General features: G+C 67.7%; 23 protein-coding genes and 1 riboswitch. Of the genes, 14 read left to right on the forward strand and 9 right to left on the reverse strand.

Annotated features, from left to right (window positions below):
* Position 1 precedes the first annotated feature (1 nt).
* Positions 2-856, forward strand: a complete 855-nt coding sequence (locus tag P2G62_RS10395) for a universal stress protein (protein WP_275734828.1) — start codon at positions 2-4, stop codon at positions 854-856.
* Here P2G62_RS10395 and P2G62_RS10400 read toward each other — a convergent pair.
* From P2G62_RS10400 to P2G62_RS10415, 4 genes are read right to left on the reverse strand one after another with little or no spacing between them, the layout of a single operon-like run.
* Entirely contained in the window at positions 853-1,989 is a 1,137-nt protein-coding gene (locus P2G62_RS10400) for an ABC transporter permease (protein ID WP_275734829.1), read from the reverse strand. The two genes, P2G62_RS10395 and P2G62_RS10400, sit on opposite strands and share 4 nt — an antisense overlap.
* Positions 1,986-2,906, reverse strand: coding sequence for an ABC transporter ATP-binding protein (locus tag P2G62_RS10405; protein WP_275734830.1), 921 nt, complete (start codon positions 2,904-2,906; stop codon positions 1,986-1,988). Before P2G62_RS10405 ends, P2G62_RS10400 begins: the two co-directional genes overlap by 4 nt.
* A complete protein-coding gene (locus P2G62_RS10410; RefSeq protein WP_275734831.1) occupies positions 2,896-3,855 on the reverse strand; it encodes an HlyD family efflux transporter periplasmic adaptor subunit in 960 nt (319 codons plus the stop codon). The genes P2G62_RS10405 and P2G62_RS10410 overlap by 11 nt, the downstream gene beginning before the upstream one ends.
* Entirely contained in the window at positions 3,852-4,505 is a 654-nt protein-coding gene (locus P2G62_RS10415; protein ID WP_275734832.1) for a CerR family C-terminal domain-containing protein, read from the reverse strand. Before P2G62_RS10415 ends, P2G62_RS10410 begins: the two co-directional genes overlap by 4 nt.
* 134 nt (positions 4,506-4,639) lie before the next feature.
* On the opposite strand from P2G62_RS10415, the gene gpmI reads away from it, so the two are divergent.
* Genes gpmI through P2G62_RS10435 form a run of 4 tightly spaced genes read left to right on the forward strand, consistent with a single transcriptional unit; the run spans position 4,640 to position 9,204 of the window.
* Positions 4,640-6,160, forward strand: coding sequence for a 2,3-bisphosphoglycerate-independent phosphoglycerate mutase (gene gpmI, locus P2G62_RS10420; protein WP_275734833.1), 1,521 nt, complete (start codon positions 4,640-4,642; stop codon positions 6,158-6,160).
* Positions 6,160-7,290, forward strand: a complete 1,131-nt coding sequence (locus tag P2G62_RS10425) for a peptidoglycan DD-metalloendopeptidase family protein (RefSeq protein ID WP_275734834.1) — start codon at positions 6,160-6,162, stop codon at positions 7,288-7,290. The genes gpmI and P2G62_RS10425 overlap by 1 nt, the downstream gene beginning before the upstream one ends.
* 18 nt (positions 7,291-7,308) lie before the next feature.
* Positions 7,309-8,667: a S41 family peptidase gene (locus tag P2G62_RS10430; RefSeq protein ID WP_275734835.1), complete on the forward strand. Its 1,359-nt coding sequence runs from the start codon at positions 7,309-7,311 to the stop codon at positions 8,665-8,667.
* Between the two features lie 51 nt (positions 8,668-8,718).
* A complete protein-coding gene (locus P2G62_RS10435; protein WP_275734836.1) occupies positions 8,719-9,204 on the forward strand; it encodes an RNA pyrophosphohydrolase in 486 nt (161 codons plus the stop codon).
* Here the strand turns inward: P2G62_RS10435 and cobS are convergent.
* The 3 genes from cobS to cobU are packed head-to-tail and all read right to left on the reverse strand — an operon-like array spanning position 9,201 to position 11,451.
* Positions 9,201-9,947, reverse strand: a complete 747-nt coding sequence (gene cobS, locus P2G62_RS10440) for an adenosylcobinamide-GDP ribazoletransferase (protein ID WP_275734837.1) — start codon at positions 9,945-9,947, stop codon at positions 9,201-9,203. The two genes, P2G62_RS10435 and cobS, sit on opposite strands and share 4 nt — an antisense overlap.
* Entirely contained in the window at positions 9,944-10,951 is a 1,008-nt protein-coding gene (gene cobT / locus P2G62_RS10445; protein ID WP_275734838.1) for a nicotinate-nucleotide--dimethylbenzimidazole phosphoribosyltransferase, read from the reverse strand. The genes cobS and cobT overlap by 4 nt, the downstream gene beginning before the upstream one ends.
* Positions 10,948-11,451: a bifunctional adenosylcobinamide kinase/adenosylcobinamide-phosphate guanylyltransferase gene (gene cobU / locus P2G62_RS10450; protein WP_275734839.1), complete on the reverse strand. Its 504-nt coding sequence runs from the start codon at positions 11,449-11,451 to the stop codon at positions 10,948-10,950. The genes cobT and cobU overlap by 4 nt, the downstream gene beginning before the upstream one ends.
* A 67-nt stretch (positions 11,452-11,518) precedes the next feature.
* Between cobU and P2G62_RS10455 the strand changes: the two genes are divergently transcribed.
* Genes P2G62_RS10455 through cobD form a run of 4 tightly spaced genes read left to right on the forward strand, consistent with a single transcriptional unit; the run spans position 11,519 to position 14,776 of the window.
* Positions 11,519-12,094 (forward strand): histidine phosphatase family protein, encoded by a 576-nt coding sequence (locus P2G62_RS10455; protein ID WP_275734840.1) that lies wholly within the window; start codon positions 11,519-11,521, stop codon positions 12,092-12,094.
* The gene (locus P2G62_RS10460) at positions 12,091-12,876 is read left to right on the forward strand and encodes a propanediol utilization protein (RefSeq protein ID WP_275734841.1); all 786 of its coding nucleotides are present in this window, start codon (positions 12,091-12,093) and stop codon (positions 12,874-12,876) included. The genes P2G62_RS10455 and P2G62_RS10460 overlap by 4 nt, the downstream gene beginning before the upstream one ends.
* Complete coding sequence (cbiB, locus tag P2G62_RS10465; protein WP_275734842.1) at positions 12,873-13,811, forward strand: adenosylcobinamide-phosphate synthase CbiB; 939 nt, start codon at positions 12,873-12,875, stop codon at positions 13,809-13,811. Before P2G62_RS10460 ends, cbiB begins: the two co-directional genes overlap by 4 nt.
* Complete coding sequence (gene cobD, locus P2G62_RS10470) at positions 13,811-14,776, forward strand: threonine-phosphate decarboxylase CobD (protein WP_275734843.1); 966 nt, start codon at positions 13,811-13,813, stop codon at positions 14,774-14,776. Before cbiB ends, cobD begins: the two co-directional genes overlap by 1 nt.
* Here the strand turns inward: cobD and P2G62_RS10475 are convergent.
* Together P2G62_RS10475 and cobO are read right to left on the reverse strand one after the other, a co-directional pair.
* Positions 14,756-16,201 carry a cobyric acid synthase gene (locus tag P2G62_RS10475; RefSeq protein ID WP_275734844.1) on the reverse strand — a complete coding sequence of 482 codons (1,446 nt, stop codon included), beginning with the start codon at positions 16,199-16,201 and terminating at the stop codon, positions 14,756-14,758. The two genes, cobD and P2G62_RS10475, sit on opposite strands and share 21 nt — an antisense overlap.
* A 272-nt stretch (positions 16,202-16,473) precedes the next feature.
* Positions 16,474-17,103: a cob(I)yrinic acid a,c-diamide adenosyltransferase gene (cobO, locus tag P2G62_RS10480; protein ID WP_275734845.1), complete on the reverse strand. Its 630-nt coding sequence runs from the start codon at positions 17,101-17,103 to the stop codon at positions 16,474-16,476.
* Positions 17,104-17,141: 38 nt separating this feature from the next.
* Positions 17,142-17,364, forward strand: a riboswitch (cobalamin riboswitch).
* Positions 17,365-17,458: 94 nt separating this feature from the next.
* Between cobO and P2G62_RS10485 the strand changes: the two genes are divergently transcribed.
* The 5 genes from P2G62_RS10485 to P2G62_RS10505 are packed head-to-tail and all read left to right on the forward strand — an operon-like array spanning position 17,459 to position 23,845.
* Complete coding sequence (locus P2G62_RS10485; RefSeq protein ID WP_275734846.1) at positions 17,459-17,812, forward strand: DUF1636 domain-containing protein; 354 nt, start codon at positions 17,459-17,461, stop codon at positions 17,810-17,812.
* 3 nt (positions 17,813-17,815) lie between these two features.
* Positions 17,816-18,850, forward strand: a complete 1,035-nt coding sequence (gene cobW, locus P2G62_RS10490; protein ID WP_275734847.1) for a cobalamin biosynthesis protein CobW — start codon at positions 17,816-17,818, stop codon at positions 18,848-18,850.
* Entirely contained in the window at positions 18,850-22,086 is a 3,237-nt protein-coding gene (cobN, locus tag P2G62_RS10495) for a cobaltochelatase subunit CobN (protein ID WP_275734848.1), read from the forward strand. Before cobW ends, cobN begins: the two co-directional genes overlap by 1 nt.
* Positions 22,083-23,216: a precorrin-3B synthase gene (gene cobG, locus P2G62_RS10500; RefSeq protein ID WP_275734849.1), complete on the forward strand. Its 1,134-nt coding sequence runs from the start codon at positions 22,083-22,085 to the stop codon at positions 23,214-23,216. Before cobN ends, cobG begins: the two co-directional genes overlap by 4 nt.
* Positions 23,216-23,845: a precorrin-8X methylmutase gene (locus P2G62_RS10505; RefSeq protein ID WP_275734850.1), complete on the forward strand. Its 630-nt coding sequence runs from the start codon at positions 23,216-23,218 to the stop codon at positions 23,843-23,845. Before cobG ends, P2G62_RS10505 begins: the two co-directional genes overlap by 1 nt.
* The last annotated feature ends 2 nt before the right edge of the window (positions 23,846-23,847 follow it).

Here is a 23,847-nt window from a genome sequence, read left to right on the forward strand (position 1 = left end):
CATGAGCACCAAGATCATCGCCTTCGTCGACGGTTCGATCTATTCGGCCAGCGTATGCGAACATGCCGCCTGGGCGGCGAAACGGCTGGGCGTGCCGGTCGATCTGCTGCATGTTCTGGGTCGTCGTGAAGCGGTGGAGCAGCCCGATCTTTCAGGCTCGATCAAGCTGGGCGCGCGCACCACGTTGATGGCGGAACTGGCCGCGCTGGATGAACAGCGCGCCAAGCTGGTGGCCCATCGCGGCCGGGCGATCCTGGACGATGCGCAGGCGCTGCTGACCAAAGCGGGCGTGACCGAGGTCACGACGCACCTGCGCCACGGCGATCTGATCGAAACCCTGGGCGAGCGCGAGGCCGAGGCCGAGCTGATCCTGATCGGCAAGCGGGGCGAGGCGGCAGATTTCGCCATTGGGCACCTTGGCTCGAATCTGGAGCGCATCGTGCGCGCGGCGCATCGCCCGATTCTGGTCGCCGCGCGGGCCTTCACCCCGATCAAGAAGGTGCTGATCGCCTATGACGGCGGCACATCGGCGATGAAGGCGGTGGATTACATCGCCCGCTCGCCCCTGTTCGCCGATCTGGAAATCTCGGTCGTGGCGGTGGGCACCAAGAACCCCGCCACCGAAAAGGGACTGGCCGATGCGGCGTCGCTGCTGCGCGCGGCGGGAATTGTGGCCCAAACCGCCATCGCCCCCGGCCAGCCGGAAACCGCCCTGGGCAAGCTGGTGGAAGAGGCCGGCTATGACATGGTGGTGATGGGCGCCTATGGCCATTCGCGCATCCGCAGCCTGATCATCGGATCGACCACCACGGCGATGGTGCGCTCGTGCAAGGTGCCGATCCTGTTGATGCGTTAATCAAGCGTCTGGCGGAACCGGCTGAGCGCAAGCACCGAGAAAACCACCACAAAACCCGCCAGCGCGGCCATTGGCTGTGCCACCGCCTGCAGATCGGCGCCCTTCAGCATGACCGCCCGGATCAGCCGCAGGAAATGCGTCAGCGGCAGGATTTCCCCGATATATTGCGCCCATTGCGGCATGCCCCGGAACGGGAACATGAAGCCCGACAGCAGGATCGAAGGCAGGAAATAAAAGAAGGTCAGCTGCATCGCCTGCATCTGCGTGCGCGCGGCGGTGGAAAACACATAGCCCAGAATGACCAGCGCCATCACATAGATGAAAACCCCCGCCAGCAGCAGCGGCAGCCCGCCCACGAAGGGCACGCCAAAGATCACCCGCGCCGCAATCAACACCACGCTGACCTGCACCGCGCCGACCACGAAGAACGGCAAGACCTTGCCCAGCATGATCTCGATCGGGGTGACCGGCATCGACAGCAGGTTTTCCATCGTGCCACGTTCGTTTTCGCGGGTCAGGGCCATTGCCGTCATCATCGTCATCGTCATCTGCAAGATCACCCCCAGAAGCCCGGGCACGATATTGTATTGCGTCACGCCTTCGGGGTTGTAGCGGCGATGCACGACGACATTCAGGCGGCTGGCCTCGGCCAGGGCGGCTTCGGCCTCGGTGCCGGATTCGCGCAGCAGCGCATCGGCCGCAACCGTGCTGAGCGTGTTGATCGCGCCAGAGGCCACGGCCGGATCGGTCGCGTCCGCCTCGATCAGGATCTGCGGATGATCGCCGCGTTCCACCCGACGCCCGAAATCGGCGGGCACGGTGACAACGAAACTGACATCCCCCGCCGCGATCAGCGCCTCGGCCTCGGCCGCGGTCGCATCGGGATGGGTAAAGCGGTAATAGCCGGTCAGCTCCAGCGCAGAAACCATCGCCCGGCTGAATCGATCCTGCGTCGGCGTGACCAGCGCCGCGGGCAGGCCCTTCGGGTCATTGTTGATCGCGAAACCGAACAGCATCAGCTGCATCATCGGCACGCCCAGCATCATTGCAAATGTGATCCGGTCGCGCCGCATCTGGATCGCTTCCTTGCGGATGATGGTGAACAGGCGGCGCAGTGACAGAATACGGTTCATGACATGTTATCCGTTGAGGCGCCCATCAGCTGGATGAACACATCTTCCAGACTGGTTTCGGCGTCGTGCATCCGGCTTTGCGTGGCCTGTGCCACCTCGGCCGCAGAATGGCGCAGCGCGGGCCCGTCGGCGCCGATCACATGCAGATCCATGCCATAGGGCGCAACCTGATCGACGCCCGGCATACCGTGCAACATCCGTTGTGCCTGCGCGATACGTGGGCCCTGCAGGATGACGGTGGTCAGGCCCGCAGCCCGCACCACCTCGGGCACGGTGCCATGGGTGATCAGCTTGCCATAAGAGATGTAATTGATCCGGTGGCAGCGCTCGGCCTCGTCCATGTAATGGGTCGAGACCAGCACGGTCAGACCATCCGCCGCGCGCTGGTGGATCTCGTCCCAGAATTCTCGCCGGGCCTTGGGGTCGACGCCGGCGGTGGGTTCATCCAGCATCAACAGCTGCGGGCGGTGCATGATGCAGGCCGCCAGCGCCAGTCGTTGCTTCCAACCGCCCGACAGCGCGCCCGCAAGCTGCGCCTTGCGCGAGGTCAGCCCCAGATCGGCCAGCGTGTCGGCCACCTCGCGCCGCCCCAGCCCGTAGATGCCGGCCACGAAATTCAGGTTCTCCTCGATCGTCAGATCCTCGTAGAAGCTGAATTTCTGGGTCATGTAGCCGACTTCGCGTTTGATGGCGCGACCCTCGTGACGGATGTCATGGCCCAGAACGCGGCCCTCGCCGCCATCGGGCGTCAGCAGCCCGCACATCATGCGGATCGTCGTGGTCTTGCCCGAACCGTTCGGCCCCAGAAAGCCCACGATTTCACCCTGTGCGACCGACAGCGAGACGTGATCGACCACGGTGCGGGTGCCGAACCGCTTGACCAGATCGGTGACGATGATCGCGGGTTCAGCGGCCATTGCCCGCGCCCGCAAAATCCACATCGACGATCTGCCCGGGCTTCAGCGCACTGTCGCCCACGGGCTGCGCCTCGACCAGATAGACCAGCTTCTGACGGTTCTGCAGTGAATAGATCACCGGCGGGGTGAACTCGGGACCATCCGCGATATAGGTGACCTGCGCGCGCAGCCCCGGCGCGCAACTGTCGCAGCGCACCGCAAGCTCGTCCCCCACCGCCAGCTCGGCCAGCCGGGCTTCGGGGATGTAAAGCCGCAGCTTGACCGCATGATCGGGCAGGATCGACAGCACCGGCGCCGAAGGCCCGGCAATCTCGCCCGGCTGTCGGATCACATCCGACACGATGCCATCGGCGGGCGCGGTCAACGTGCGTTCGTTCAGCGCCCAGATCGCCTGATCGAGCCCCGCCTGACCCGAGCGCAGCGCGGCCTCGGCCGCCGCGATCTGCTGCGCGCGGGCGGGCAGACGCGCCACCGCCAGATTGGCCTCGGTCTCGGCCACCTTGGCACGCGCGACCGATACCGCGGTTTGCGCATCCTCGCGCTGCGCCTCGGTCGCGGCACCGCGGGCAGTCAGGGTTTCCAGCCGCGCAAGCTGGCGTTCATATTCCGCCGCCTGCGCCTTGGCCGAGGTCAGCGCCGCCTCGATCACCAGGATCTCCTCGGGGCGCTTGCCTCCCCGCAGGTTGTCCAGCTCTCCCTGCGCCACGGCCACCGCAGCCTCGGCCTGCGCGCGGGCGATTTCGGCATCGCGATGCTCCAGCCGGGCCAGGACCTGATCCTTGGTGAAACGGTCGCCACGCGCCACCGACAGGCCCTCGATCTGGGCCACCGCAACCGGCGCGATCAGCACATAATCCCCCTCGACATAGCCAGTGGCCAGCGGCGCGGGGGCGGCACAGGCCGAAAACAGCGACGCGACAATCGGAACAGCACACAAGAACACGGTCACAGCCCTTTCTGAACAAGGATCATCGCGTCGATATTGGCCATAACGACCTCGGTGATCTGGGTGATTTCCGCCGGGCCGATCATCTGCCACCCCATGCGCCGCCGCACGATCGGGCCGCCAACGCGGAAATAAAGCGCCTGCCCGATCAGCGTGAACACCCGCAGCTGCAAGGCCGGGTCCTCGGCCGACTGGCCGCTGGCCGCCGCCATCAGCCCGCAGATCCTGCGATGCGCCGGGCCCACCAGATTGTCATACAGAACCTGCGCGCCTGCCCCGTCTTCGGCGATTTCACGCAGCACGAAGGCCACCGAAAGCTGCGTCTGCGGATCGCCCAGCAGCTGTGCCAGCATGTTGCGCGCGATCATCTGCATCAGATTGCGCGCCAGATCGGGGGTCAGATCGGGCGGGTCCGGGGCGGTTGCCAGCACTTTCGCCATCCGTTCGGCGAAGCTCAGCACACAGGCCTGACGCAACCCTTCCTTGCCGCCGAAATGATAGGCGATTGCGGCGATATTGGCGCCCGAGGCGGCGGCGATCTCGCGCGTCGAGGTCGCGGCAAAGCCCTTTTGCCCGAACAGCGCGGTGGCGGCGGCAATCAACGCCTGGCGCGTGGTCTCGGATGGGCTAGTGGAATCAGGAGGCTGGGTCATGCGCAACAAATTAATCAATCGTTTGATTTAATCAAGCGAAAACCCTGTTTCACCTCTGAGCGAGCGCGCAGGCGGACAGTTGCCGCGGGCGGTCTGGGGGCGTAAACAAGGGCCAACACTCGCAGGAGGCCCCGATGACCCGTCCGAAACCCGTCGTTCTTTGCATTTTGGATGGTTGGGGCGAGCGCGCCGAAACCGAAGGCAACGCGCCCGCGCTGGCCAACACCCCCAATATCGACCGGATCTGGGCAGACTGCCCGAAGGCCACGCTGATCACCCACGGCCCCGATGTCGGCCTGCCGACCGGGCAGATGGGCAATTCCGAAGTCGGCCACACCAATATCGGCGCGGGCCGGGTGGTGGCGATGGATCTGGGCGCGATCGACCTGGCGGTCGAAGACGGGTCGTTTTTCACCAACCAAGCGATTGTGGATTTTGCTGCCACGCTCAAGGCCTCGGGCGGGACTGCGCATCTGATGGGCGTGGTGTCGGATGGCGGCGTGCATGGCCATATCGTGCATGTGCTGGCGGCCTGCAAGGCGCTGGCCGATGCGGGCGTGCCCGTCGTTCTGCACGCAATCACCGATGGGCGCGACGTGGCGCCCGATTCCGCCGCGCGGTTCGTCGACGAGTTGATGGCGAAGCTGCCCGCGGGCTGCCGTGTCGGCACGGTGATCGGGCGCTATTGGGCGATGGACCGCGACAACCGCTGGGAGCGTGTGGGCCGCGCCTATACCGCGATGATCAACGCGCAAGGTGAGCATGCCGCCACCCCGGCCGAGGCTGTGGCACAATCCTACGCCAAATCCGAGATGGACGAATTCATCGCCCCCACGGTGATCGGCGATTACGCCGGCGCGCGCGATGGCGACGGATTTTTCTGCCTGAACTTCCGCGCCGACCGCGCGCGCGAAATCCTGGCAGCGCTGGGCGCGCCCGGGTTCGACGGGTTCGACACCGGCAAGCGCCCCGCCTGGGCCGCGATGCTGGGCATGGTCGAATATTCGACCGCGCATAACGCCTATATGCAGACCGCTTATCCCAAGCGCGAGATCAAGAACACGCTGGGAGAATGGGTGGCAAAGCAGGGGCTGACCCAGTTTCGTCTGGCCGAGACCGAGAAATACCCCCATGTCACCTTCTTCCTGAACGGCGGCAAGGAGGTGCCCGAAAAGGGCGAGGACCGCTTCATGCCGAAATCGCCGAAAGTGGCGACCTATGACCTGCAACCGGAAATGAGCGCGCCCGAGGTCACCGATCAGTTCATCGGCGCGATCGAGCATGGCTATGACCTGATCGTGGTGAACTACGCCAACCCCGACATGGTGGGTCACACCGGCAGCCTGCCTGCCGCCATCGCCGCCTGCGAGGAAATCGACCGCGATCTGGGCCGGGTGCTGGAGGCCTTGAAAAAGGCTGGCGGTGCGATGATCGTGACCGCCGACCACGGCAATTGCGAAACCATGATCGACCCGGAAACCGGCGGGCCCCACACGGCGCATACCACCAACCCGGTGCCGGTCGCGCTGATCGGCGGGCCTGCGGGCGTGCGGCTGCGCAAGGGGCGGCTGGCCGATCTGGCGCCCACGCTGCTGGATCTGATGCAACTGCCGGTGCCGCCCGAAATGACCGGCAAGACCCTGATCGAGCGGTGATGCGCGCAACGCTTCTGGCCTTTGTTCTGGGCACCGGGGCGGCCTTTGCCAGCTCCGAAGTCGACAGCGCGTTGCAGGCGGCCGACGATCTGCGCGCCTCGATCACCGCGCTTGATGCCGCGCGGACCAAGGCCGACCGGGTGTCCGCCCTGACCGAAACCATTGCCGCCTACGAGGCGGGGCTGGGCGCCCTGCGCGATGGCCTGCGCCGCGCGGCGATCCGGGAACGCGAGATCCGCGCGGGCTTCGACGCCAAGCGCGACCATATCGGGCGGCTTCTGGGCGTGATGAGCACGATGGAACGGTCCGAGGGGCCGCTGTTGCTGCTGCATCCGGCGGGGCCCGAAGGCTCTGCCCGGTCGGGGATGGTGCTGGGCGCGGTGACTCCGGCGCTGCAGGCCGAAGCCCAGGGCATGCAGGGCGAGCTGGAAGAAATCGCCACGCTGCGCGCATTGCAACAGAATGCCGCGCAGGTGCTGGAAGGTGGGCTTGCCTCGGCGCAGGCGGCGCGCACGGCGCTCAGCCAGGCGGTGGCCGAGCGCAGCGCCCTGCCCGGCCGCTATCTGGAAGACCCCGAAGACCTGCGCCATCTGGTCGAAAGCGCCGATACGCTGGAAGGCTTCGCCACCGGGCTGACCGATCTGGACAGCGACATCGGCCCCCCGATGGAAGATTTCGAAGGCGCCAAAGGCACGCTGCCGCTGCCGGTGATGGGGTCGGTCCTGCGCAAGTTCAACGAGGCCGACGCCGCCGGCATCCGCCGCCCCGGCCTGGTGATCGCCACCGCGCCCGCCGCGCTGGTCACCGCGCCCTGGCCCGCAACGATCCGCTATCGCGGCCCCTTGCTCGACTACGGAAATGTGATGATCGTAGAGCCCGCGGCGGGCTATCTTCTGGTTCTGGCCGGGCTTGGCACGGTCTATGGTGAAACAGGCGATGTGCTGGCACGCGGCGCGCCGATCGGTCTGATGGGCGGCACCGAACCCGGCGCACAGGAATTTGGCGCAGGTTTCGTGCAAGCCGCACAGATTGGCGGTGGCGCTGGGCGGACGGAAACGCTTTATATGGAACTCAGACAGGGCAACACGCCCGTGGACCCTGCCCAGTGGTTCACTCAGACACGCGACTAGCAGGACCAAAGGTTGAGTATGAAAAAATTCATGATGGCCGCGCTGGGCGGCACCGTTGCCGGGGCGCTGATCTCGACGCAGGTGGCGGCACCGCTGCTGGCACAGGAAGCCAGCAAGTCGTCCTCGGTGTATGAGCAACTCGATCTGTTCGGCGACATTTTCGAACGGATCCGCACCGATTACGTCGAACAGGTCGACGACAAGAAACTGATCGAGGCCGCAATCAACGGGATGCTCGGCTCGCTCGATCCGCATTCCAGCTATCTGCCCCCCGACGATTACGACGACATGCGGGTGCAGACGCGCGGCACCTTCGGCGGGCTCGGCATCGAGGTCACGCAGGAAGAGGGCTTCATCAAGGTTGTCTCGCCGATGGATGGCACCCCCGCCGCCGCCGCCGGGATCGAGGCGGGCGATTTCATCACGCATGTCGATGGTGAAAGCGTGCTGGGGCTGACGCTGGATCAGGCCGTCGACAAGATGCGCGGCCCGGTGGGCAGCGAGATCGTCATCACCGTGGTGCGCGAGGGCACGACCGAACCGTTCGACGTGTCGATCGTGCGCGACACGATCAAGCTGACCGCCGTGAAAGCCCGGACCGAGGGCCACACCGTCGTGCTGCGGATCACCACCTTCAACGACCAGACCTATCCCAATCTGGAAGAAAGCCTGAAAGAACAGGTCAAGGCCGCCGGCGGGATCGAGAATGTGAACGGCTTCGTCATCGACCTGCGCAACAACCCCGGCGGTCTGCTGACGCAGGCGATTGCGGTGTCGGATGCCTTCCTGAACGCTGGCGAGATCGTCTCGACCCGGGGGCGCAAGTCCGAAGACAGCGAACGCTTCAACGCAACGCCCGGCGATCTGGCCGAAGGCAAGCCGATCGTCGTGCTGATCAATGGCGGGTCCGCCTCGGCCTCGGAAATCGTGACCGGCGCGCTGCAGGATCACCGCCGCGCCATTGTGGTGGGCACGAAATCCTTCGGCAAGGGCTCGGTCCAGACGGTCATGCCGATCCGCGGAGATGGCGCGATGCGGCTGACCACCGCGCGCTACTACACGCCCTCGGGGCGGTCGATCCAGTCGCTGGGCATTGCGCCCGACATCGTGGTGCAGCAGCCCGAGCGCGCGCCCGAGCCGAGCGAAGAGGAAAGCGCCGCCAACAAGACCCGGTCCGAAGCCGATCTGCGCGGCGTTCTGAGCAACGACTCGATGACCGAGGATGAAAAGCGCCAGGCCGAGGAAGAACGCACCAAGGCCGAAGAGGCCGCGAAACTGCGGCTGGAGGATTACCAGCTCGCCTATGCGATCGACATCCTCAAGGGCCTGTCGGCGATCGCGCCCGAAACGGTGGCCGAGGCCGCCCCGGCGAACTGAACACCGGATCGGGGGCCTGCGGGCCCCCGTTTTACCCTTACGGAAACCAAGATGACCCCCGATCAGATTGCCGCCATGCCTTATCGCCCCTGTGTGGGCGTCGTTTTGATGAATCCGCAGGGGCTGGTGTTTGCCGGCCAGCGCATCGACAACCCCGGTGCAGCCTGGCAGATGCCGCAAGGCGGGATCGACGAAGGCGAAAAGCCCCGCAAGGCCGCCCTGCGCGAGTTGTGGGAAGAAACCGGGATCACCGAGGATCTGGTCGAATTCGTGACCAAGACCGAAGGCTGGGTCACCTATGATCTGCCCCCCGAACTGCTGGGCAAGGTCTGGAAAGGCAAATATCGCGGTCAGCGGCAGAAATGGTTCCTGTTCCGCTATCTGGGCGAGGATACGCAGGTCAATATCGCCACGGAACACCCCGAATTCTCGGTCTGGCAATGGATGGCCGCCGATGCGCTGATCCAGTCGATCGTGCCGTTCAAGCGCAACGTCTACGAGGCCGTGTTCGACGCGTTCCGCGACCGTCTGGGTTAAGCCGCGGCCAGCACCAGCAGCGCGGCAACCTCGGCCAGTTGCTGCGCGGCGCCCAACACATCGCCGGTCTGCCCGCCGATCCGCGCCAGGCTCAGCCGCGCCAGGGCGAATGCCAGCAGCGCCTGTACCGCCATCGCGGGTACCATCCCCGGCACCGCCAGCGCGGGCACGCCGGCCAGCAGGATCGCCGCGATAACCGCCCCGCCCGCTCCACCACTGGCCAGATGCCCCATGCCATCGGCGCGTGCAGGCGGCATCATCGCCAGCAGCACCGCCGGCACGGCACGGCTTGTCATCGCCACCGTCAGAACGGCCGCCACTGCCAGCATCGGCCCCTGTCCGGCCAGCACCGCCAGCGCCTGCCAGCGCAGCCCGACCGACACCACCAGCGCCAGCGTGCCATAAGATCCGATCCGGCTGTCGCGCATAATTTCCAGCCGCCGCGCGGCATCGCGCCCGCCCCAGAAGCCATCGGCCAGATCTGCCAGACCGTCTTCGTGCAGCGCGCCGGTCACGATGATCTGCGCCGCAAGCGCCAGCCCCGCCGCAAGCGCGGGCGGCAGGCCCAGCGTCAGCGCGGCCAGCAGAACCAGCCCCGCCACGCCCCCCACCGCAAGCCCCGCCAGCGGAAAGGCCCAGGTGGCGGCGGCGATACTTGGCGCGGGCTCGGGCAGGCGCCCGGCGGGCAGCCGGGTCAGCAGCATCAGCGCCAGCTGCGCCTGCGCAAACCGCGCGCGGATCATGCGTCGCTCACTCCGGCTTCGGCGAAGGTGGCCATGCCGTTGTGGCATTCCAGCGCCGCGCGCAGGATACCCAGCGCCAGCGCCGCACCGGAGCCTTCGCCCAGCCGCATGTCGAATTCGACCACCGCCTTCTTGCCGATCGCTGCCAGCAGCCGCCGGTGCCCCGGCTCTGCCGAGGCATGGCCGACCAGGCAATGATCCAGCAGCCGCGGGTCCGCCGCATAAAGCGCCGCTGCCGCCGCGGTGCAGATGAACCCATCCAGAATGACCGGAATCCGCGCCGCCCGGGCCGCCAGAACCGCGCCACAGATCGCCGCCTGTTCGCGCCCGCCCAGACAGGCCAGCGTGGCCATCGCATCCTGCCCGCCATGCCGCGCCAACCCCTTGTCAATGGCCGCGATCTTGCGCGCGATCCCGGCATCGTCCGATCCCGTCCCCGGCCCCACCCAATCGGTAGGCGTCGCGCCAAACAGCGCCGAGGCCAGCGCCGCCGCAATCGTCGAATTACCGATCCCCATCTCGCCCAGGATCAACACATCCGCCCCGGAATCCACCGCCGCAGCGCCCCGGTTCATCGCTTCCAGCGTTTCGGACTCGGTCATCGCGGGTCCGGCGGTGAAATCGGCGGTCGGCGTGTCCAGATCCAGCGCAATCACGCTCAGCTCGGCGCCGTTTGCCCGGCACAGCTGGTTGATCGCGGCGCCGCCATGTTCGAAATTCGCCACCATCTGCGCGGTCACTTCCTGCGGATAGGGGTTCACGCCCTGCGCACAGATCCCGTGATTGCCCGCAAAGACCAGCGCCTGCGCGCGGCCGATCCGCGGCCGGTCGGTGCCCCGCCATTCGGCCATGAACAGCGCCAGTTCCTCCAGCCGGCCCAACGACCCCGGCGGCTTGGTCAGGCTGTTCTGCCGGGCCAGCGCCGCGGCACGCGCGGCAGGGTCGGCCGCAGGCAGCGTGGTGGCAAGCGGGGCAATCGCGGACAGGGACTCGAAGCGCATCATTTCACTTTCAAAGGCAGGCCCGCGACGGCAAAGGTCACCTCGCAGGCGACCCCCGCGACCCATTGGTTCAGAAGACCCGCGGCATCGCGAAACTCGCGGGCAAGTTTGTTTTCCGGCACGATTCCGGCGCCGACCTCGTTGGTGACCAGCACCACGGGCGCGGATTGCTGCGGCAGGCAGGCGACCAGTTCACGCCCCGCTGCCTGCCAGTCGTGACCGCCCAGCATGAGGTTTGTCAGCCACAGCGTCAGGCAATCGACCAGCCGCGGCGCGCCGTCCGTGGCCCGCAACGCCCCGATCAGATCCAGCGGTTCGGCATGGGTGCGCCATTCTGCACCGCGCCGTTCCTGATGCAGCGCGATACGGTTTTCCATTTCAGTATCAAAGGCTTGTGCCGTTGCAATATACACTGCCGGGCGCCCGAACTGCAGCGTCCGCGCCTCGGCTATTGCGCTTTTGCCAGAACGGGCGCCGCCGGTGATGAGGATGGTTTGTGTCATCGTGCCTCTTGTTCCTTGCGCGCTGACAAAGCAGAAACGGCGCCAGCGCGAAAGGAGAAATGCGACGATGGGGCAAGGCAAGGCGACAGAGCTGTGGCTGATCCGGCATGCGCCCGCGCTGCATGGCGGGGCGCTGGCGGGGCGTCGCGATGTGGCGGCCGATTGCGCTGACGTGGCCGCGCTGGCCGGGATGCGCGCCGCAACCGCCGGGCTGACGCGCCATGTCTGCAGCCCCGCGCTGCGCTGCCGCCAGACCGCGCAGGCGCTGTGGCCGGGCGTTACGCCCGCGCAAGACCCGCGCCTGTGGGAGCAGGATTTCGGCGCGTGGGAGGGCGTGCCCTTTGCCGATCTGCCCGACCTGGGGCCGCTGTCTGCCCCCGATCTGGCCGCGCATGCACCGCCGGGCGGCGAAAGTTTCGCCCAGCTGTGCGCCCGTGCGACCCCGGCGCTGCACCTGCTTGCGCAGGGCGAGGCCGTGGCCGTCGTGGCCCATGCCGGCACGATCCGGGCCGCACTGGCGCTGGCGATCGGCTCTGCCTCTGCCGCGCTGGCCTTTCAGATCGCGCCGCTGTCGCTGACCCGGATCGTGGCCCTGCCCGGCGGCGGCTGGTCGGTGGCCGAGGTCAACCGGGTGTTCGCATGATCCATCAGCCCGGCCATTTCGGAGAGTTGCTGCAAGGCAGGCTGGGGCCCGGCGGGCCGGTGGTTCTGGTCACCCTGCCCTGTCCGGCGTTGGGCGTGCGGGCCACGCTGCGCCCCGGGCGCGGGCTGCGGCTGCATGGCGGGCTGCCGCTGGCGCAGGGGCGTGCCCTGCTGGCGCGGCTGGGCCTGCCGCTGCCCGGGCGGGTCATTTTGCACGCGCTGGCCGCACCCGGCACCGGAACCGGGGTCTCGACCGCCGGGCTGGTCGCGCTGGCGCGACTGTCGGGGTGGGAGGGTCCCCCCAACATACTGGCCCGCGCCTGCATCGCGATCGAGGGCGCCTCGGACCCGCTGATGTTTGCCGCGCCCGAACGGATCTTGTGGGCCTCGCGGCAGGGACAGGTTGTTGCACGAATGCCAGCCCTGCCCCGGTTCGAGGTTCTGGGCGGGTTCTTCGGCCCGGCCCAGCGCACCGACGCCGCCGACACCGCCTTTCCCGACATCGCCGATCTGATCGAAGACTGGCAGAAGACCCGCGATCTGGCGGGCTTCGCCGGTCTGGCATCGCAAAGCGCCACGCGCACACAGGCCCTGCGCGGCCCTGTGGATGACCCGACCCCAGATCTGGCGCGCGATCTGGGGGCGCTCGGCTGGTGCCGTGCCCATACCGGGGCCGCACGCGGCCTGATTTTTGCCCCCGGCACCGTGCCGCCGCAGGGGGCCGAGGCCCTGCGCGCCGCAGGCCTGCGCGGCGTGATGCGGTTCACGGGGGGCAGCGCATGAGCTTTGCCGCAATGATGCTGGTGGCGATCGGCTGCGATCTGGCATTCGGCTGGCCTGCGTGGATTTATGCGAAAATCGGTCATCCGGTGACCTGGCTTGGCGCGCTGATCGGCTGGCTTGACCGGCACTGGAACCGCGCAGGAACCGCCCGGCGCGCCCGCGGGATTGCTGCGGCGCTGGTGGTGATCGGTCTGAGCGCGGCGCTGGCCCTTGGCGTGCAGATCCTGCTGCCCGATGGCTGGCCGGGCATGGTGATCGGCGGCATTCTGGCCTGGCCGCTGGTCGCGCTGCGCTCGATGCATGACCATGTGGCGGCGGTGGCGCAACCGCTGGTGGCGGGCGATCTGCCAGCCGCGCGCCATGCCGTGTCGATGATCGTGGGGCGCGATCCGTCGCAGCTCGACGCGCCCGGGGTGACCCGCGCCGCATTGGAAAGCCTGGCCGAGAACAGCTCCGACGGGATCGTCGCGCCGCTGTTCTGGGGCGTGGTCGCGGGGCTGCCCGGGATCGCGGCCTATAAGGCGGTCAACACGCTTGATTCGATGATCGGCCACCGCACCCCGCGGCACGAGGCCTTCGGCTGGGCCTCGGCCCGGATCGACGATCTGGTGAACCTTGTGCCCGCGCGACTGACCGGGCTGGTCTTTGCGCTGGTCTCGCGCCGCCCGGGGGCCGCGCTGACCGCAATGGCGCGCGATGCCCGCCACCACCGCTCGCCCAATGCGGGCTGGCCCGAGGCGGCGATGGCCGGCGCGCTTGGCGTGCGGGTTTCGGGGCCGCGAATCTATGCCGACCGGATTGCCGACGAACCCTTCGTCAACGCCGCCTGCCCCGATCCGACGCCCGCCGATCTGCACCGGGGGCTTGCGCTTTACCGCCGTGCGATGTTGGCTCTGACCGCGCTGATCGGGGCGCTGGCGATACTGGGGATCTGATGCGCGATCACGGCGGAAATATCGATTGGGCGAAGGCGCATTTCGGCGGCGCGGACTGGATCGACCTGTCGACCGGCATCAACCGCGTACCCTATCCGGTGGGCGATCTGCCGCCCGAGGTCTGGACCATGCTGCCCACGATGGCCGCCAAGGCCGCGCTGATGCGTGCCGCGCGCCACGCTTTCGCGACCGACGCGCCGGGGCTGGCCCTGTCCGGGGCGCAGGGCGCGATCCAGATGATCCCCCGGCTTGGCCCGCCGGGGCAGGCGCGGGTGCTGGGCCCGACCTATAACGAACATGCCGCCGCCCTGCGCGCCGCCGGATGGGCGGTGACCGAGGTCGCCACGCTGACCGATCTGACAGGCGCGGATCTGGCGGTCGTGGTGAACCCGAACAACCCCGATGGCCGCATCACCCCGGCCGCAGCCCTGCTTGCACTGTCAACACAGGTCGGGCGGCTGGTGGTCGATGAAAGCTTCGGCGATGCGCAGCCCGAACTGTCGGTCGCCGCCCATGCGGGCGCGCGGCTGATCGTGCTGCGATCCTTTGGCAAGTTCTACGGTCTGGCCGGGCTGCGGCTCGGCTTTGCCTTTGCCGATGACCCAACCGTTGCGGCCCTGCAGGATATGGCCGGGCCCTGGCCCGTCAGCGGCGCCGCGATCGAGATCGGGCAACGGGCGCTGGCGGACACGGGTTGGCAGCAGGCGACGGTGGCCCGGTTGCGGGATGAGATGGCGCGGATCGACCGTCTGGCCACGCAGGGGGGCTGGCATCTGGTCGGCGGCTGCGAGCTGTTTCGAACCTACGCCACACCCGATGCCGCGACAGCACAAAATGCCCTGGCCCGCCATCGGATCTGGAGCCGGATCTTCCCCTATTCCGACCGCTGGATCAGGCTGGGCCTGCCCGGCAGCCCGGCCGAATGGGCAAGGCTGGAGACCGCGCTAACGGGCCAGCGCCAATAGACCCGGCACATCCAAATGCGCCTCCAGGTGATCGGCCAGCGCCTCGAGCGTATCTTCCACCCCCTGCGCATGGCTGTCGCCCGAGGCCGTAATCCCCAGCCCCGCCAGATAGGCCGCGCGAAACGCATCCGAGGTGAACAGCCCGTGCAGATAGCTGCCCGTCACCCGCCCACAGGCCGAAATCGCACCTTCGGGCGCACCCTCCACAAAGGCGAAGGGACGGCTGCGGTCGGCGCCCTCGGTTCGACCGATGTGAATTTCATAGCCCTCGACCTCCAACCCGCTGGCGGCATGCACCGCGCGGGTGCGGGTCAGACATTTGTCAGGGGTCATTTCGGTAACCAGATCCAGCAGGCCCAGCCCCCGGGTCTCGCCCGCCGATCCTTCAATTCCCTGCGGATCTGCGATCCGTGACCCCAACATCTGATAGCCGCCGCAAATCCCCAGCACATGCCCGCCGCGCCGGTAATGCGCCATCAGGTCGATGTCCCAGCCCTGCGCCCGCAAAAATTCCAGATCACCGCGCGTGGATTTCGAGCCTGGCACGATCACCAGCCGCGCATCGCCCGGGATCGGCTGGCCCGGCTGCACCATCACCAGATCGACGCCCGGCTCGGCCTTCAGCGGGTCGAGATCGTCGAAATTCGCGATGCGTGATAGCGTCAGGCAGGCAATCTTGATCCCCCCCGTCGCAGGGCCCGAAGCCAGATCCAGCGCATCCTCGGCCGGCAGCCGATGCGCCTGCGCAAACCACGGCACGACACCGAAGCCACGCCAGCCGGTGCGCGCCGCGATCAGATCGTAGCCATCGGCAAACAACCGCGGATCGCCGCGAAACTTGTTGATCAGGAACCCCGCGATCATCGTCGCATCGCCTGGGCCCAGCACCGCCTGCGTGCCGACGATCTGCGCGATCACCCCGCCGCGGTCGATATCACCCGCCAGAACGACGGGCACACCCGCCGCCCGGGCAAAGCCCATGTTGGCAATGTCATTTGCGCGCAGATTGACCTCGGCCGGACTGCCCGCGCCTTCGACGATGACCAGATCATGCGCGGCACGCAACCGCTGGAAACTGTCCAGCACATGACCCATCAGCGTGGGCTTGATCCGCGCATAATCCAGCGCCCGAACATTGGTCAGCCGCCGGCCCTGCACGATCACCTGGGCACCGGTTTCGGATTCGGGTTTCAGCAGGATCGGGTTCATATCTGTGTGCGGATCAAGCCCGCAGGCCAACGCCTGCAAGGCCTGCGCGCGCCCGATTTCGCCCCCATCTGCCGTCACCGCCGCGTTGTTCGACATGTTCTGCGGCTTGAACGGCGCCACCGACAGGCCGCGCCGCCGCGCCGCCCGGCACAGCCCCGCCACCAACATCGACTTGCCGACGTTCGACCCGGCACCCTGAATCATCAGTGCCGTCATCACACCCCCCCGGCGTTGCGCGGATGGCGCGTTCGGGAGCCTCCGGCGGGGATATTTGACACCAAGATGAAAGCCATAGCCCGCAGAGTTCGCATCGGTCGGCGCCATGCCTCGGGCCGCCTGGACGGGGGAGACATGGCGCTTTCACCTTGGGCGGTCATCGGGATCCCTCCCTGTACCGCAGGGCAAGAGTGGCACAGCATCCTTAATTTTTCCTTGCTTTCATCTTGGCCGAAATATCCCGGGGGCCCGGGGGCTGGCCCCCGGCGCGTTTAAAATTCGACCCCCGGCTGGCCCTTGATCCCGGACCGGAACGGATGCTTGACCAGCGTCATCTCGGTCACCAGATCGGCGGCCTCGATCAGCCCTTCGGCGGCATTGCGCCCGGTCAGCACGACATGGGTCAACGGCGGCTTTTCGGTGGCAAGGAATTCCAGAACCTCGGCAAGGTCGAGATAGTCATAGCGCAGCGCGATGTTGATTTCATCCAGCAGAACCATGCGGATCGACGGATCGCGGATCAGCTCCTTGGCCTTTTCCCAACCGGCACGGGCGGCGGCGATGTCGCGCTCGCGGTCCTGGGTTTCCCAAGTGAAGCCCTCGCCCATCGCGTGAAACTGGCACAGATCGCCGAAATTCTCGGTCAGCAGGCGCCGCTCGCCGGTGTCCCAGGCGCCCTTGATGAACTGCACCACCGCGCAGGGCATGCCATGCGCGATGCAGCGCAGGATCATTCCAAACCCCGACGAGGATTTTCCCTTGCCCGGCCCGGTGTGCACGATGATCAGGCCTTTTTCGCCCGATTTCGTTGCCATGATCTTGTCGCGCGCGGCTTTTTTCTTGGCCATCTTGCTGGCGTGGCGGGCGTCGGTTGCGCTGCTGGTGTCGGTATCGGTCGGCATTGCGGCGGTCCTTGTCTTGACAAAGGGGGTGCGCCTGCCTCAGGTGGGGGCGCGTTGGTTCCTGTCCTATGACAGGCGAAGAGGGAATGCGACAGGGTTTGCGACCGAAAGGTGCCTGAACCCGAAGCGCTGCCGCCCCCGCGACCGTGACCGGAAAGGTCGCCCCAAGCCACTGGCCCTCATGGCCGGGAAGGAGGGGGGACCGTTGGGGAAACCCTGAATCCGCAAGCCGGGAGACCTGCCAGCGCTGAGTTTCACGGGCGGACGGGGTGTTCCGCGACCGGATGGCATGTGCCGGCCGATCGCTTCGCACATCCTCTGGCCCTCGCCCCCGATGCCAACGCACGGAGGGGCCATGACGGCAACGCTGCACATCTGCACGACCTGCAAGGCAGGCGAGATCACCGAAGACGGCGCGGCCCTGCCCGGCGCGCGCCTGTTTGCCGCCCTGTCCGCCGAACCGCTGCCCGAAGGTGTGCGCATCGTGCCGGTCGAATGCCTGTCGGCCTGTTCGCAGGGATGTGCCGTCGCGCTGAGCGGGCCGGGCAAGTGGAGCTATGTCTACGGACGCCTCGGTGCCGACGATGCGGCCGCGATCCTGCAAGGGGCCGCCGCCTATGCCGCCACCGAAGACGGGCTGGTTCCCTGGCGCGAACGCCCCGAAATTTTCCGCAAGCAAAGCCTTGCCCGCATCCCCCCGCAGGAGTGAGACATGACCGATCTGACCAAAATCCCCGTGACTGTAATCACCGGCTTTCTGGGCGCCGGAAAGACCACGCTGATCCGCCACTTGATGGCCAATCCGCAGGGCAAACGGCTGGCCGTTCTGGTCAACGAATTCGGCTCGGTCGGGGTCGATGGCGACATCCTGCGCAGCTGTGCCGATGAAAACTGCCCTGTGGATAACATCGTCGAACTGGCCAACGGCTGCATCTGCTGCACGGTGGCCGACGATTTCATCCCGACGATCGAGGCGCTGATGGCGCGGCCCGAACGCCCCGACCATATCCTGATCGAAACCTCGGGGCTGGCACTGCCCAAACCTTTGCTGAAGGCGTTCGACTGGCCTGCGATCCGCTCGAAGATCACCGTCGACGGGGTGATCGCACTGGCCGATGCCGAGGCCGTGGCGGCGGGTCGGTTTGCGCCCGATGTGGCCGCAGTGGATGCCCAGCGCGCCGCCGATGACAGCATCGACCATGAAACGCCGCTGTCCGAGGTGTTCGAAGATCAGATCGCCTGCGCCGATATCGTGCTTCTGTCCAAGGCCGATCTGGCGGGCGAGGCCGGGCTGGCCGCGGCCCGTGCGGTGATCGAGGCCGAAGCGCCGCGCCAGCTGCCGATCCTGCCGCTGACCGAAGGGGTGATCGACCCGAAGGTCGTGCTGGGTCTGGGGGCCGCAGCCGAGGACGATCTGGCCGCGCGCCCCTCGCACCACGATGGCGCCGCCGATCACGAACATGACGATTTTGACACGGTAGTGATCGACCTGCCCGAGGTCAGCGACCCCGAGGCGTTGATCGCCGCGATCCAGCGTCTGGCACGCGAACAGCGGATCTTGCGGGTGAAGGGCCATGTGGCGGTAGCGGGCAAGCCGATGCGCCTGCTGATCCAGGCGGTGGGCGAACGTGTCCGGCATCAGTTCGACCGTCCCTGGGGCGCCGATCCGCGCCGCTCGGCGCTGGTGGTGATCGCCGAACATCACGATGTGGACGAGGCCGCGATCCGCGCGGTTCTGGGGGCCTGATGCACGTCACCTTCCGCGAAAGCCACGGCCTGGAAGAAACCGAAACGCCGACGGATCTAGGGCAGACGCCTGCGGATCTGGTGGTGTTGTCGTTTTCCGACAGCGACCTTGGGGCTTTCGCGGCGGGGTGGCGGCAGGCTGCGGGGGCGCTGCCGACGCTGCGTCTGGCCAATCTGGTGGCGCTGCGCCATCCGGTGTCCGTCGATACCTATGTCGAACAGACGCTGGCAGGCGCGAAGGCCGTTCTGGTGCGGCTGATCGGCGGCGAGGGGTATTGGCCCTACGGGCTGGCTTCGGTGCAGGATCTGGCGCGCCGGCGCGGGATTGCGCTGGCGGTGCTGCCTGCCGACGGGCGGCCCGATGCGCGGCTGGACGAGGTGTCGACCCTGCCTGTCCCCGTCTTGCGCCAGCTTTCGCAGCTGTGCGATGCCGGGGGCGCGATGGCCGCGCAGCAGGCGCTGGCCATTCTGGCGCGCGCGGCGAATCTGCCCGGCCCGGACGGCACCGGCGACACAGCCGTGCCGACAATGGGGTTTTACGACCCCGAGACAGGCGTGACCGACACGCCCCCCGCCGGGCCGCTGGTTCTGGTTGCCTTCTATCGCTCTTATCTGACGGCAGCCGATACCGACCCGGTGGATGCACTGATCCGCGCGCTGCGCGAAACGGGGCTGTCGGCCTGCGGGGTGTTTGCGCCGTCGCTGAAGGCGCCGGGTTTTACCGACTGGCTGGCGCCGCATTTGCGCGCCCGCCCCCCGGCGGCGGTCATCAATGCCACCGCCTTTTCGTCACAGGCCGATGATGGCACGACCCCATTTGACGCCACCGACTGCCCGGTGTTTCAGGTCGCGCTGTCCACCGCACGCAAACGCGACTGGGCCGAGGCCGAGCGCGGGCTTTCACCCGCCGATCTGGCGATGCATGTGGTCTTGCCCGAGGTGGATGGCCGTCTTTTCGCTGGAATAGTCTCTTTCAAGGCGCCGGAGCGTCGCGACCCCGATCTGCAATATTCCCGGTTTTCACACCGTGCCGACCCGGGTCGCGTGGCGGCAGTGGTGCGCCGTGTCCTGCGCTGGCATCGCCTGCGCCAGACCCCGGCGCAGGCCCGGCGTATGGCACTGGTGCTGTCCACCTACCCCGGGCGCGACTGGCAGATGGCGCATGCGGTGGGGCTCGATGCGCTGGAATCGGGCGCGGCGCTGCTGGGCGATTTGGGCGCGGCGGGCTATGACATTCCGGCACAGGGCGATCTGACTCGGGACTTGCAGGAACAGTCTCTGTTCTGGCCTGTTTCGGAGTATCTGAGCGCGCTGAGCACCCTGCCGGCAGCGCTGCAAAAGGATCTGGCCACGGTCTGGGGGCCCCCTGAAAACGACCCCGGCTTTGGCGATGGTGGGTTCCGGTTTCGCGCCGTGTGGCGGGGCAAGGCCCTGATCGCGCTGCAACCCGAACGCGGGGACAGGGCCGCCCGCGATTCCGATTATCACGATCTGGGCCGCACGCCCTGCCACGGCTATGTCGCGTTTTACCTGTGGCTGCGCGCACAGGGCTGCGATGCGCTGATCCACATGGGCGCGCATGGCACGCTCGAATGGCTGCCCGGCAAGGCGGTGGCGCTGTCCGCGCAGTGCTGGCCCGAGGCGCTGATCGGCGATCTGCCGGTGATCTACCCTTTCATCGTCAACGATCCGGGCGAGGCGGCGCAGGCCAAGCGCCGGATCGGCGCGGTCACGCTGGGCCATCTGCCGCCACCGATGATTGCGGCGGCGGTTCCCGAAAGGATGACCTGTCTGGAGCGGTTGCTGGATGAATATTCCACCGCCGACGGGCTCGACCCCGCGCGGCGCACGCGTCTGATCGGCGATATCCGCGACGAGGCCCGCGCTCTGGGGGTCGAGGCCGATCTGGGTCTTCCCGCCGATGCCTCGGCTGCCGAGGCGATCACCCGGATCGACCGTTTCGTCTGCGATATCAAGGAAAGCCAGTTCGGCGACGGGCTGCATGTGTTCGGGCGCGGCGCCTGTGGCGATGCCGAACGCGCGGGGCTGCTGGCGGCGCTGGACGGGCGGCGGGTGGCGCCCGGGCCGTCGGGATCACCCGCGCGGGGGCGCAGCGATGTGCTGCCCACCGGGCGCAACCTGTTTTCGGTCGATCCGCGCGCGCTGCCCAGCCGTGCGGCCCATGCGCAGGGGGTCAAGCTGGCCGAAGAGCTGCTGCGGCGGCATTTGCAGGATCATGGCGACTGGCCGCGCGGTCTGGTCGTCGATCTGTGGGGGTCTGCCACGATGCGCACCGCAGGCGAAGAATTCGCGATGGCGCTGCATCTGGCCGGTCTGGCGCCCGTATGGGATGCCGGATCGGGCCGCGTGACCGGGGTCGAGGTGGTACCGCTGGCACTGCTGGGCCGACCCCGGATTGACGTGACGCTGCGCGTTTCGGGCCTGTTCAGAGACGTTTTTCCAGGCCTTGCGCAACTGTTTGAAACCGGCGCCGCGGCGCTGGCGGCGCGCGATGAAAGCCCCGAAGACAACCCCTACCGTCAGGCCGCCCCGCGCGTGTTCGGGCCGCAGCCCGGACAATATGGCCTGGGCATGGGTGCCGCGATGGACGATTTCACGCCTCAGGCGCGTGCGGCGGCGGGCGAGGCCTGGATCGCGGCTTCCAGCTGGGCGATCGGGGCGGATGGTGTCGCGCGCGCGCAGCGGGATGCGCTGGAAGATCGGCTGTCGCGCGCCGACAGTTTCGTGCATGCGCAGGATCTGCCCGAATCCGACCTGCTGCTGGCCGCCGACTATGCCGCGCATGAGGCCGGATTCGCCGCCGCGATGGCCCGTCTGGGCCATGCCGCCCCTGCCCTTTACCATCTGGACGCGACCCGGCCCGACCGTCCCCGCGCCCGCAGTGTGACCGAGGAAATCGCCCGTGTCGTGCGGGCGCGTGCGGCAAACCCGGACTGGGCCGACGGCATGCGCCGCCACGGGTTTCGCGGGGCGGCCGAGATTGCAGCGACGCTCGATCATATGGCGGCTTTCGCACATCTGGCCGGGGTCGTGCCCGCGCATCTGTTCGATCTGTATCACGCCGCAACGCTGGAACGCCCCGAAGTCTATGCCTTTCTGAAAGCGGAAAATCCCGCGGCATTGGCGGCGATGCAGGATCTGTTTCACAGGCTGCGCGCGGCCGGGCTGTGGCAAAGCCTGCGCAACGCCAGCGTGGCATTGGGGGGCGAGGAATGAGCTTTACCGTGCAGGGATGGTGCCCCGGCGCGCTGCGGCCGATGCAGTCGGGCGACGGGTTGGTGGTGCGGGTGCGCCCGCCGCTGGGGCGGCTGACGCCCGAACAGGCGGCGGGCATCGCGACGGCAGCGCAACGCCATGGCAACGGGCGGATCGACCTGTCGGGCCGCGCGAATGTGCAATTGCGCGGCGTCACGGCCCAAACGCACCCCGCGCTGATCGCCGATCTGACGGCGCTTGGCCTGATTGACGCCGATGTCCGCGCCGAGACCCGGCGGAATATTCTGATCACCCCCTTTGCGGATGCGCCGACCCTGCGCCTTGCGGCAGAGCTGATGCGCAGGCTGGGTGAGCTGCCCGATTTGCCAGGGAAATTCGGGTTTGCGCTGGATTGCGCGGCGCAGCGGGTTCTGAACGACACCCCCGCCGACATCCGGCTGGAGCGGGCCGCGGACGGGCAGTTGATCCTGCGCGCCGAAGGGGCCGATCTGGGCGCGCAGGTGAGCGAAGACACCGCCATATCGGCGCTGATCGCGCTGGCGCAGTGGTTCGTCGCTGCGGGCGGCGTGCAGGACGGGCGGGGCCGGATGGCCCGGCTGATCGCGCGCGGGGTGCGGCCCGACGGGGGATTGACCGGAACCCACGCCCCTGCCCCGGCGCTGCCGCCGCCCTTCCCCGGCCTGACCGATCATGGCGCGCTGGTGGGCTTGGAGTTTGGGCAGATGCGCGCCGAACTGCTGGCCGTTCTGGCCAGCTTCGGGTCGCTGCGGATCACGCCCTGGCGGATGGTTCTGATCGAAGGCGCCCAGGTGATGCCCGATCTGCCCGGGCTGATTACCTCCAACACGCCCTTGCTGCGGGTCTATGCCTGCACCGGCGCGCCCGGCTGCCTGCAGGCGCTGCAACCGACCCGCGATCTGGCGCGGCAGTTGGCGCCGCATCTACCTGGGGGTGCGGTGCTGCATGTTTCGGGCTGCGCCAAGGGCTGCGCGCATCCCGCGCCCGCCGATCTGACGCTGGTCGCCACGCCAGATGGCTTCGACCTGATCGCCGCCGATACGGCACAGGGCGTGCCGCTGCGCCGTGCCGTGCCGCTTTCCGAAATCCCCAACCTGCCGGAGTTCCGCTGATGCCTTACGACTATGAAAAGGATGGCGCGCAGATCTATCTGCAATCCTTCCGCACGATCCGGGCCGAGGCAGATCTGGCACGTTTCACCCCCGAGGAAGAGATCGTCGTGGTGCGGATGATCCATGCCGCGGGTATGGTCGGGCTAGAGGCTTTCGCGCGGTTCTCGCCCGGCATGGCGATTGCGGCCCGCGCCGCGTTGGAGGCAGGCGCGCCGATCCTGTGCGATGCGCGGATGGTGTCCGAAGGGATCACCCGCGCGCGGCTGCCCGCCGATAACGCGGTGATCTGCACGCTGCAGGACCCGCGCGTGCCCGGGATGGCGCACGAGATGGGCAATACCCGGTCGGCCGCCGCGCTGGAACTGTGGCGCCCGCATCTGCACGGCGCAGTGGTGGCGATCGGCAATGCGCCCACCGCGCTGTTTCATCTGCTCAACATGCTGGAAGACCCGGCCTGCCCGCGCCCGGCGGCGATCATCGGCTGCCCGGTGGGGTTTATCGGTGCGGCGGAATCGAAGGCCGCGCTGATGCAGACGCAACCGGTGCCCTGCATGGCCATCGAAGGGCGGCTGGGTGGGTCGGCAATCACGGTGGCGGCGGTCAACGCGCTCGCCTCGCGGAAGGAGTAAGC

The sequence above is a fragment of the Paenirhodobacter sp. CAU 1674 genome (genome assembly GCF_029222945.1).
Lineage (GTDB): Bacteria > Pseudomonadota > Alphaproteobacteria > Rhodobacterales > Rhodobacteraceae > Rhodobacter.